The sequence below is a fragment of the Alteromonas sp. H02 genome, from assembly GCF_059682525.1.
Genome location: NZ_CM185021.1, coordinates 4,133,767 through 4,145,207 on the forward strand (window position 1 = coordinate 4,133,767; position 11,441 = coordinate 4,145,207).

9 protein-coding genes and 1 pseudogene are annotated in these 11,441 nt (G+C 48.7%); 6 read left to right on the plus strand and 4 right to left on the minus strand.

Going from position 1 to position 11,441, the window contains the following annotated elements; translation table 11 throughout:
- Nucleotides 1-55: 55 nt before the first annotated feature.
- Nucleotides 56-1,474, minus strand: coding sequence for an MBL fold metallo-hydrolase RNA specificity domain-containing protein (locus AC566Q_RS19205; protein WP_499609513.1), 1,419 nt, complete (start codon nucleotides 1,472-1,474; stop codon nucleotides 56-58).
- Between the two features lie 3 nt (nucleotides 1,475-1,477).
- A complete protein-coding gene (locus AC566Q_RS19210; RefSeq protein WP_499609519.1) occupies nucleotides 1,478-3,115 on the minus strand; it encodes a Na/Pi cotransporter family protein in 1,638 nt (545 codons plus the stop codon).
- Between the two features lie 600 nt (nucleotides 3,116-3,715).
- On the opposite strand from AC566Q_RS19210, the gene AC566Q_RS19215 reads away from it, so the two are divergent.
- Entirely contained in the window at nucleotides 3,716-4,534 is an 819-nt protein-coding gene (locus tag AC566Q_RS19215) for an Npun_F0296 family exosortase-dependent surface protein (RefSeq protein WP_499609522.1), read from the plus strand.
- A 54-nt stretch (nucleotides 4,535-4,588) separates the two neighbouring features.
- Here AC566Q_RS19215 and AC566Q_RS19220 read toward each other — a convergent pair whose 3' ends face one another.
- A complete protein-coding gene (locus AC566Q_RS19220; RefSeq protein ID WP_499609525.1) occupies nucleotides 4,589-5,158 on the minus strand; it encodes a Na+/H+ antiporter NhaC family protein in 570 nt (189 codons plus the stop codon).
- Nucleotides 5,159-5,420: 262 nt separating this feature from the next.
- Nucleotides 5,421-5,861, minus strand: a pseudogene (locus AC566Q_RS19225) (sodium:proton exchanger); the annotation flags it as partial.
- Between the two features lie 366 nt (nucleotides 5,862-6,227).
- Between AC566Q_RS19225 and AC566Q_RS19230 the strand changes: the two are divergent.
- From AC566Q_RS19230 to AC566Q_RS19250, 5 genes are all read left to right on the plus strand, one after another.
- On the plus strand, nucleotides 6,228-6,920 hold the full coding sequence (locus AC566Q_RS19230; protein ID WP_499609529.1) for a cupin domain-containing protein: 693 nt from the start codon (nucleotides 6,228-6,230) through the stop codon (nucleotides 6,918-6,920).
- A gap of 184 nt (nucleotides 6,921-7,104) precedes the next feature.
- Nucleotides 7,105-7,788 carry a DUF2202 domain-containing protein gene (locus AC566Q_RS19235; RefSeq protein WP_499609535.1) on the plus strand — a complete coding sequence of 228 codons (684 nt, stop codon included), beginning with the start codon at nucleotides 7,105-7,107 and terminating at the stop codon, nucleotides 7,786-7,788.
- A gap of 328 nt (nucleotides 7,789-8,116) precedes the next feature.
- A complete protein-coding gene (locus tag AC566Q_RS19240; RefSeq protein WP_499609538.1) occupies nucleotides 8,117-8,761 on the plus strand; it encodes a GntR family transcriptional regulator in 645 nt (214 codons plus the stop codon).
- 154 nt (nucleotides 8,762-8,915) lie between these two features.
- Nucleotides 8,916-10,625: a M1 family metallopeptidase gene (locus tag AC566Q_RS19245; protein ID WP_499609543.1), complete on the plus strand. Its 1,710-nt coding sequence runs from the start codon at nucleotides 8,916-8,918 to the stop codon at nucleotides 10,623-10,625.
- A 165-nt stretch (nucleotides 10,626-10,790) separates the two neighbouring features.
- Nucleotides 10,791-11,417: an RNA polymerase sigma factor gene (locus AC566Q_RS19250; RefSeq protein ID WP_499609545.1), complete on the plus strand. Its 627-nt coding sequence runs from the start codon at nucleotides 10,791-10,793 to the stop codon at nucleotides 11,415-11,417.
- The last annotated feature ends 24 nt before the right edge of the window (nucleotides 11,418-11,441 follow it).

Here is an 11,441-nt window from a genome sequence, read left to right on the forward strand (position 1 = left end):
TTTTTTTCAAGCTGTACTAACAACCCCGGCAATAACTCCGGTAAACCTAGCCTTGCTAAAGCGTAATCGTGTGAGCATAGCCTGGAATTTCTGCCCGCCAGTGATGTTTGGCCAGCGCGTCTTTAAGAGTTTGTTTGGCGTTATCTTCACCATGCACTAAATACAATCTTGGCTTGGGATCATTAAAATGACTAAACCAGTCAATGAGTTGTGCCTGACTGGCATGTGCCGAGAATCCGCCGAGAGTATGAATTTGAGCCTTAACGGCAATGTCTTCCCCGGCCATGCGGATATGCGTTGCACCATCCACTAAAATACGCCCCGGGGTGCCATTAGCCTGATACCCTACAAACACCACATGAGACTGGCTGCGCCATAAATTATGCTTCAGATGATGCCGGATCCGGCCACCGTTACACATGCCGCTGCCGGCAATAATGATCGCTCCACTGGCAATACGATTAACAGCCATCGACTCTTCGGTACTCACTGTATAGCGCAGAGTAGGTAAAAAGGTGTGCAGACTTTTTTGATCGGGGTTAACACCTGCACTTTGCTGTTCAATAGCGTGTTTGTCTTCCCGGTTATAGACATTTTGATAGCGGTGGTAGATTTCTGTTACAGCAATGGCCATCGGACTGTCTAAACATACCAGCTGCTGAGGAAGCTTGCCCTGCTGATACAACTCACCCAGGCGAAAAATAATCTCCTGTGTACGCCCCACCGCAAACGACGGGATAAGAATATTCCCGCCATTTTGCGATGCACTGGTGATGACCTCTTCAAATTCTTCGAGCGTTTCCTGCATAGAGCGGTGTTCACGATCGCCATAGGTTGATTCCATTAACACAACATCCGCCTCCGCAATCGTAGCAGGATCGCGTAATAGCGCCGCCTGTGAATTACCCAAATCGCCGGAGAATACCAGTTTTCGTTGTCTGCCCGACTCGTTGGTGGTGAGTTCAACAATTGAGGAGCCCAGGATATGCCCGGCTTCACGCAAGGTGATGTCAACGTCGGGTGTAATGGTTATCTGCGCGTTGTAATCCAACCCCTGACACAGCGATAACGCTTTATCTACATCTTCCATGGTGTATAACGGCGCAAGCTCTGTTTTGCCGGCGCGACGACGACGCTTGTTTTCCCATTCAATATCCCGTAATTGCAGCGACGCCGCATCTTTTAAAAGCACCTCGATAAGATCCAACGTGGCTGACGTCATGTAAATCGGGCCACTAAAACCGTCTTTCACTAAAAGCGGCAGTCGGCCAGAATGATCCAGATGAGCATGAGACAGCACCACAGCATCAACCGACTGTACTGAAAACGGAAATGGATCTTCATTATGGGCTTCTTCTTCCCGACCGCCCTGATATAACCCACAATCGAGTAACACTCTGCCCGACTGAGTTTCCAGTAAATGCATAGAGCCGGTGACACCGGTTACAGCACCGTAAAATGTTAGTGTTGACATGGCTTATTCTCCTTCATTGCCGGAAGATGGCGGAATTAACACCGCAGACAAGGTATTTAATCGCGTTGAGGCTTTATGCCAGGTTTTGGCGATATGCCAGGCTTCCTGCAAACAATCTAAGGCAACCGACATTTGTGCCACTTCGATATGGTGTAGTGTACCGGCCATAATTAAATGATATTTTATGCGATCTTTTTCGTGCTGTAACGCCTCTTGTGTCATTGGTGTATCTCCCACCGACAAGTTGGCACTTTGCTGCATGTAATCAACTATCTGAGTGAGGTAGCTTTTTAACTGCGCCTCGAGTTCAGGCTCTTTAAGTGCTTCGCGATTAATCCAGAGGCTGGCGAGGGTATCACTCGCCTGACTGCAATCCAGCAAATACCCTTCAACCCGCATCATTGTTGCCAGTTGAGCGGTCGTTTCGTCTGATAACGCAGCGGTTTCCAATTCCACAATAAACCTGGAGATATGCCCGGACAGCGACCTGATCACTGTCACTTGCTGCTGAAAACGTTTGATATCATGATGACCGGGATACACCGCCGCCTGAAAGAGCTTTAACAATCGTTTTTGTAGCGCCACGAGTTCATTCAGTAACGCATTAATGGCAAGTGCCGGCGTCCGGGCAATGTTTTTATCAAGATATAACGGCTCGGATTCTGTTTCTTCGCGGCTGCGAAAACGTTTCTCCAGCCAATGGGCCAATTGGCCGATAAAAGGATACATCAACAGTATCCCCATAAAATTAAACAACGTATGAAACAACGCCAGAGAAAATGCGGGATCGGCATCCAGTTCCAGAGCGTCACTGATCTGATGGATTAGATAAAACAACACCGGTAGTATCAATAGCGCAATGACAGCCGTTACCAAATTAAACAGCACCTGAGCAGCCGCCGCCCGCTTGGCTGCCGAGGTTGCGCCAACGGCAGCAAAAGCCGCTGTAGAGGTTGTCCCAATGTTCGCCCCTATGGCCATCGCGCCCGCAGAGTACATCTCAATCATTCCACTGCCTGCCGCCGTAATAGTCAGGGCGATTGAGGCACTGGAAGACTGTGTAAGCACCGTAATCATAACGCCCACCAGCAAGTAAATGAGTATTCCACCAACCCCTTCGGCCGCAAACTGACTGATGGGAAAGGACGGCATCACGCCATCAAAAGCTTCTTTCAACACGCCAATGCCAATAAAGAATAACCCAAAGCCCACCAGCGTTTGGCCAACGGCCGCCAACCTGCCTTGCTGCTGGGTTAGTTTAAACATCATGCCTATTCCAACCAGCGGTAAGGCAAAGGCTTCGATATTGAGCTTAAAGCCAAGTATCGCCACTAACCAGCCGGTCATGGTGGTGCCAATATTGGCACCAAAGATAACCCCCAGTACCTGGCGCATATTGAGCAGGCCGGCATTCACAAAGCCCAATGATGCAACGGTTACAGCGCTGGACGATTGCACAATGGCAGTCATCAGAAAGCCACTGAAGATGCCGCGCACCGGTGTTTTCGTCCAACTCGACAATATATGCCGCAAGCTCGAACCTGCTACCGCTTTAAGCCCGTCTGTCATCAAGCCGATGGCAAGAATAAACAATCCCAGACCACCCAGACCAGCCCCCACTGTACTAATTACATCACTCATAACACTCTAAATACTGGCCTGTACAACGGCATTACGAACAACACGCTTAACGCCGTTTTGCACCAGATCAACCGTTATTCTTCTGTTAGTAATAGTGTAGTCGTAAATGCCGACCCCTGCGGTTTTGGCCTTACCTGGTTCAGGCCTCGCCTTAATGAGCAAAAAGCGCGTAGCTGAATAATCCTATTTCAAGAGATAAAAAAACGGTGCGATCAAAAAGCTGACCTTAAAAACAGGTGTACTATTGATGTAACGGATGAAAGGCTGACAAACCTTTTTATGTTGCGAAAATTAACCCAGCAAATTGCTGGCGTCTTAGGGTAGTAAACAGCATGACTGACGTAGGTAACTCATTACGCGAATATCGAATAATGACTACGGCAACTAACGTTAGTAAAACATAATAACTTACAAACAAAACTGAAGCGCATGTTGACTGGCGAAAAATCAACCACCCCATGTCAGAATATTTTACACACAGATATAAAGCTCAGCCGAAATAAAAACCAAATAACTGATAAATATGAAAGAATTAAACATGGCACAATAATAGCTTATACTTTAGTGTATTTTAATTCTCCTGAATTTAAGGAACAAAACATGAAAAAGTTGAGCCAAGTCGCTAAGGTAATGACAATTGGTGGCGCATTAGTATTCGGTTCATTATCAGCAAATGCCGCATCAATATCTTTTTCCTACGATGCAGCAAATGACGGTTCTGGTTTAACAAGTCAGTACATCGACCCGTTAACAGGTGGTTTACCAGGTTACTTCATCGAGAGTTTCGACCAGGCAACTGGCGATCCTATGTTTCCGGGTTCAACTGCTTATAACGATGCTGGCTTCGACCAGGAGTGTGCGGTAAACAGTGTTAACGGTGGCCCTGCTGGCGTTTTAGTCACACCACCAAGCAGTGATGTTGGTGTTCGTCAGGGCTCTGTCTCTGGTGTTGCTGCGGCACCTGCCAATGATACGACTTGTTTCGCTTACCTGACCAACAATGGCAGTGGTTCTGCGAGCTTTACTTTTGACTACAGTCAGTTACTGGCAGCCAACGCAGACACTGGTATTACCTATCTGGGTTTCTACTGGGGTTCAGTTGACAGATACAACGACTTCAATTTTTACTCTGGCGGTAACCTGGTGTCCAGCATTACGGGTAGTGGTCTACTCAGTGCTCTGGGTGGCAGTGCGGGTAACCAAACCGGTCCTGGTTCAAACGTATATGTGAACATTGACTTTTCATTCGCAGAGCAATTTGATCGCCTGGTGATCAACACTACTGGTATTGCAGGTGAGTTCGACAACATCGTTGTTGGTCTTAGTCAGCGCCCGGTTCTGGTTTCCAGCCCGGCTAGCAATGCTCTGTTACTGCTTGGCCTGGCAGCCATCGGTTTACGTTTACGCCGTAAAAAGTAAGTTACTGATATATTAAAAAAGCTGACTTCGGTCAGCTTTTTTTATGCCTCAAATTTACACTATGCGCCTTAAGAAAGTAAGCACTACCAGTTGAACGAAAAGAGCCCCACCCCAAATCAATGGGCTTGCCACCCATCCGGCAATGGTAAACGCCACCATTGCAATCCCGCCGTTAATCAGCGCAAAAGGCAATTGCGTTCTGAAATGGTCGTACTGACGGCAACTCGCACCGGTGGCCGACAATATGGTGGTTTCCGATATGGGCGAACAGTGGTCGCCAAACAAGCCACCGGATAACACCGCGCCAATGCTCACCAATAGCGGAGCTTCAATAGCAAACGCCGTAGGGATCACCAAAGGTAGCATGATTGCAAAAGTGCCCCAGGATGAACCGGTGGCAAAGGAAATAACCGCCGACAGCAGAAAAGCCACCAGCGGTAACAACCATGCCGGAAATCCGCGCTGCGCCTGCTCGGCAATGTAGGCCGCCGTGCCAAGCTCATGCCCCAATGAGCTCAATGTCCACGCCAGCACCAGTACAATGATCACTTGCATCATACCGCTCATGCCCTGCAAATAGAGTGTTACGCCTTCCAGGGCTGGGCGAACCTGATGCCAGGCCATCAGGCCAATAAGCGTACACGCCGCCAGAAAATACGCACTGGCAAGGGCGGCTCTGAATACCGAGCCTGGTTACGCTGGAAAACGGAAAGCCAAGGGGCACGAGCATTAATAGCAGCACCGCAGCCATCACTAACAGCGGCAAAAACACAAAGCGAGCACGGGCGTTGTGATGGGTGAAAGCCTCAAAATCCTGACCCTGTTTCACGCCACTGCTTGCTGTCGTCGGCGCCTGTGTCGCTTTTATTTCTGCTTGTACCATGGTGCCAATATCGGCTTTTAGCCACACCATAAGAGGGATTACAGCAATCGCAAGCAGGGCATAAAATTGATAAGGGATAACCCCAATAAACACCTGCCAGCTATCGAGGGATTTACCAGCCTGATCGAATTCTTTTTGCAGTAAACCCATGATGTAGATCCCCCAACCGATGAAGGGCACCAGTATGGCAACCGGCGAGGCCGTAGAGTCGATAATAAATGCCAGCTTTTCCCGCGACACCCTGAGCTTTTCAAACAGCGGCCGAAATACCGGGCCGATGATCAGTGGGGTACCCAAATCAGAATAAAAAATAAAGATACCGCCACACCAGGCCGCTATTTGCGCTTTCGCTTTACTGGCGATCACCCCGATCATCTTACTGGCAAACGCCGGCCCGCCACCGGACTTCTCCATAAGCGCCACAAAGCCACCAATAAACACCATTAACACAATCACACCGGCGTTATAACTGTCGGTCAACGTACCAACCAGATGTGTTTTTATGAGCGTCGACAACACCTCAAGAGGATGCCAGCCGGTGAGCAAGACCACAGCGGTCAATACCCCGCCAAACAAGCCAATCACCACGTGTTTGGAATATAATGCGAGAGCCAGAGTAACAATAATAGGTAGTACGGAGAGAAAATCAGGGCTGGTCAAAATGCGGGCCTGCTGAGCAAATAGTTGCCGAATCAATAAATTATAATTTATATAAATCTATCTTATTCGTGTACCGCTCGCAACGAGTTGAGCTTTTCGCCGGTCTTTACGTACAATCAACCAATCTCAGCGTTTCAGAGTAGTTAAGTCATGCAAATAAACAGTGATTTTCGTCAGCGAGTGGTTATCCGGCCTTCAGAGTACGAGTTTATCCCCTCCCCCCTGAAAGGCGTGAGCCGCATGATGTTCGACCGTGCTGGCGAAGAGGTAGCCAGAGCCACCAGCATAGTGCGCTACCAACCCGGTGCGGGCTATAGTGGCCACACCCACGACGGCGGTGAAGAAATTTACGTATTAAGTGGTACCTTTAGTGATGAACATGGTGATTACCCTGCCGGCACCTATCTGCGCAATCCGCCGGGCAGTTCACACACGCCATTTTCTGCAGACGGATGCACCATTCTGGTTAAGCTCTGGCAGTTTGCTCACAATGACCTGGAGCAGTTAACCATTAAAACTCAGCAAAGTGAGTGGCTTCCCGGCCAGGCTGATGGCTTAAGCGTTCTGCCTTTACATGAGTATAATGGCGTTAGTACCGCGTTGGTAAAATGGGCGCCGAACACACAATTTGGCGGGCACGTGCATCCCGGCGGTGAGGAGATCCTGGTACTGGAAGGTGTTTTTAACGACGAGCACGGTAGTTATCCCGCCGGTAGCTGGATCCGCAATCCCCGGTACAGTCAGCATACCCCTTTTACCGGTGAGGAAGGCGCGCTGATCTACGTTAAAGTTGGCTACATGGGCGCTAACTTACTTGGTGATAAATTTATCACCGACAGCTAATCCAGCCATTATGTCATACTTGTCAGTGCATTAATCGGTGACTGTCAACTATGGCAAAAGCCACTACCCGCGCAGATAAACTCATTACATTTCAACAAGTAAATACCATTACAAATCAGGCACTATGCTTGCACTGACGTTTCTGAAGAGGCTGCGAAAATGCCTTATGGTTCAGGAGCAAACTATGTATCGGTTTTTACTTGTTATTTTATTGGGTGTTACCCTGTTAACCGGAGGTTGTGGCGGCGATGATAGCAACAGGCAAGCGCCATTTATGGTCAACGCTGACGGCGTTTCCACGTTCGATCTCAATCAGCTTCGTAACCAGCTTAATACCTTTCCCATCGGGTCATTAACCGCTCTGGAAGAAGAAGGGCTGCTGATGATGCGCGAGGAAGAAAAACTCGCTCACGATGTTTACACAACCCTGTATGCGCAGCATGGTCTGGCTATCTTCAGTAACATTGCCAGCAGCGAACTCACTCATACCGAGGCAGTTTTAGCCTTGCTGGAACGTTACCAACTCAACGATCCGGTCACCAACAATGCTGTAGGCAGCTTCAGCAACTCCGAGTTTACCTATCTGTATACGGTGCTTACCGAAAGTGGCGCTATATCATTGCTGGAGGGGCTTTATGTGGGCGCCCAGGTAGAGGAGCTGGATATCTACGATCTTATGCGCCTGAGTGAGGATATTGTAGATAACCCGGATATCGAACTGGTTTACAGTAATTTGCTTAAAGGCTCACGAAACCACTTACGCGCCTTTTACAGTCAAATCCTTAATAACAATGGCACTTATCGCCCTCAATATATTAGTCAGGCCCTGTTTGACGAAATCGTTAACAGCCCGATAGAGAGAGGCTAACTACCTATTTTTACGCTTTAAATTTACAAACTCAGGGCAGATTCAGGCGCTCAGCGCAGAGTCTGCCTTGCCCCACCAGCCACAAAATAATCGTAAATCAGAATCAAAAAACAACACAATGATTCAGAAAAGCGTTAAAAACAAACTTTAACCTTGACTGCTGTGCAAAAAGAAAGCATTCAGACAGTTCGGCGCTATCAGCCGTAGCTCAGATAGTATACTGTATGACATGGAGTCTACCGCTAGAATTGGTCAGACTATCGCTATAACAACAATAAAATACCAAAAATAACGAAACACCAAACTTCTGTTTAGGAGTCATTAATACATGTCAATTGTGGTAAAAACTTTGTCGGAACAGGCTTACGAAATTATTCGTGAGCGTATCCTTGCCAACGATATGTTCCCGGCAAAGCCCATTCGTCAGGACGCCCTCTCCCAGGACCTGGGAGTAAGTAAAATCCCGCTGCGTGAAGCACTCACCCGGCTGGAGCAAGACGGCTTATTAGTCTCTCACCCTAACCGTGGATTTATCGTTCGTCCACTCAGCCTGGCCGAAGCCGAAGATGTTTTTCATCTGCGGACCACGCTGGAGCCTGAGGCGGCCGCTCAGGGCTGTAAAAAAGCCACCGAGGAAGATAAAGCCAGGGTTACCGAGATTTTTAAACGTCTGCAAAGTATGGCTAATGAAATATCACCGGAAGCGGTTACCGTAAACCGGGAATTTCATTTGGCGCTGTCGGCCCCCGCCGGCCGCAAAATCACCCAGGAGCTGCTGTTCAAGATCCACCTGCTCTCAGAACGTTATGTTCGTAAGCACCTTGAGCCACCCGACCGTGAGGCCGATGCCTACCGCGAGCATGAAGAAATTTATGATGCGTGGATGAACAAGGAACCCAAACTGGTGAAAAAGTTACTCAAAGAACATACCCATAGCACCTTAATAGATTTGCGTGGTGAGTTGTTCGAATAACCCATCGGTTAATGATAAAAAAGAGTGGCATGGCCACTCTTTTCGTTTAACACCATAAAAATACGCTCAGTACAGGCTTCGCATCGGGATTTCACGTTGTTTACCGCTATACTCTCAGTAACAATAACAACGACAGTTTATCCGGAGCCCACACATGGAATGTATCCGTGCCTGCCAAGGCCTTTTACTTTCAACCGCAGTTGCCCTCAGTGCCTGCACCACAACTCAATCAGGCGGTAACACGCAAGCTGCCACTCCAGTCGAATTATCAACAGCCTATACCCTGAAAAGCGGCGGCAAAATACCGTTTTATCAGCAAGGCGTAAGTGTTGAGCATGCAGAGCTGCACTTTGCTTTCGACTTTGATAAACAACAGCTGTTTGGCAATGCCACTCTTACTCTGGATGCCGCCAAACCAGCCAAAGCGGTGTCGGTGGATCTCGACAGCGTATTCATTATTGATGGTGTCTGGCTCAACGGCGAAGCCATCAAGCCAGAACAGTTCTCCAACCAACAGGGCGAACTGGTTATTACCCCGGCTAACGACGTAAATTTTCCGCTGTCGGTTCAGGTGAAATATCATGGTCATCCGCGTACGCCGCCCAATGCCCCCTGGGACGGCGGCGTAATGTGGGATAAAACCCCAGACGGTTCGCCCTGGCTGGCTACCGCAGTGCAGGGCGAAGGTTGCGATATCTTCTGGCCGTGTATCGACCAGCCCATGGGAGAACCCCAGACGGCCGATATTTACATTACCGTACCTAACAACCTGGTAGCGGCGAGTAATGGGATACTTATAGAAACTACCCACTCCGAAAACGAGAGCACCTATCACTGGCAAACCCGCTCGGCACACAATACCTATGGTATTGCGCTGAATATTGCGCCTTACGAAAAAATCGAAGATACCTACCAGAGCATTTACGGCAACAGCTACCCCATTGTGTATTACCACTTGCCGGGCAATACAGAGCAAGCCCAGGAGTTGTTCGATGAAATTCCTGCCATGCTAACGTTCTTTGAGCGGATGATTGGACCTTACCCTTTTGCCGATGAAAAAGTGGGCGTGGTGCAAACCCCGCACCTGGGCATGGAACACCAAACCATCAATGCCTATGGCAACGAATACAAAAAAGACGAATTCGGTTTCGACTGGTTACTGCAACATGAGTTTGCCCATGAGTACTTTGGTAACCAGGTCACTAACGACAACTGGGATCACATGTGGATCCACGAGGGGCTTGGCAGCTACATGCAGCCTTTATTTGCTCAGTACCTGCACGGCGATATCGCCTACAAAGCGTATTTAAATAACCAGCGCAAAGGCCTGATCAATACGCATCCCATCGTGTCCAATAAACCGATGGAAGTAGAAGAGGTGTACGAAAAAGGCGTGGGTCCGGCACTGGATATCTATTACAAAGGCTCGTGGATCATGCATTCCCTGCGTTACCTGATTGGCGATCAGGCATTTTTTGATTCCGTTACCACGCTGCTGTACGGCACCGTCACGCCGCAACCCGGCCAGTTCACTACTGTGTACCGCAATACCGGAGACTTTATCAAACTGGTTAATGAATTAACGGGCGAGGATTTCAGCTGGTTTTTTGATGTGTATCTGTATCAGCCCAGGCTGCCTGAGCTTCACCAGCAACGCAGCGGCGATACGCTCACACTCACCTGGCTGGTACCAGACGACCTGCCCTTTCCGATGCCAGTGGAAGTATCGGTAAATGGCGAGGTTACTACCTTACAATTGCCTGCAGAAAATACCATTAAAGTATCAGAGCAGGATGTGGTGATTGTCGATCCGAACAGTAAACTCCTGCGCTTCGAGGCTCGCTACGACGCCGCCGCAAAATAATCCGCTATAAATAAAGTGCACGGCTCACCACAAAGCGTTAGCCGCGCACTCTTCCTGATTGCCAATTAGTCTTATAAAGTCTGTTTTATAACCGCTAATAACTTGTAAATACCGCCTTACGCCGGTAGATTTGTTCTTTAATAACAATTCACAACGCGCTGAATCATGGATGAACCTGCTGTACTAGTGACGCAAATCGCCAATGGCAACAAACAGGCGGAGCAAGCTCTGCTCAGTCACTTCTCCCGACCGCTGTATTCCATTGTGGCTTATAAATGTGACGATCCGACCCTGGCGCAGGATATTGTGCAGGAAGCCCTGCTCATTGTGATCCAGAAAGCCCGGGCTTCAGCAATCGACAACCCCGAAGCTATAGCAGGCTTTGTACGCCGCGTAGCAGAGAATCTGCTGATTGCCACCTATCGCAAAAACAAGCGCCAACGCACCGATTGCAGCGACGAGATGGACCTGCATTCCCATACAGCCAACCATACCGAAAACCAGGTCAGCTCAGAAAAACTACTGGAAACAGTGACGCAGGTAATGTCAGAACTCAGCGTAGAGCGCGACAGGCACTTACTGAGCGCCTACTTTTTTGAAGGCAAAGACAAACAAGAGCTGTGTAGCGAACTAAACTTAAGCACCGAACATTTCGATAAAGTACTGCATCGGGCCAAAACACGTTTAAAACAAGCGCTGGCGCTCAAGTGCAAAGTTGAAATCAATAAACAATCGCTGTTTACCTTGCTGTCGGTGGCCGCCGTCATTTGCTGGCTGGGCACCCGGATATAAACACTCTGGTGCTGCTTGAGAGGG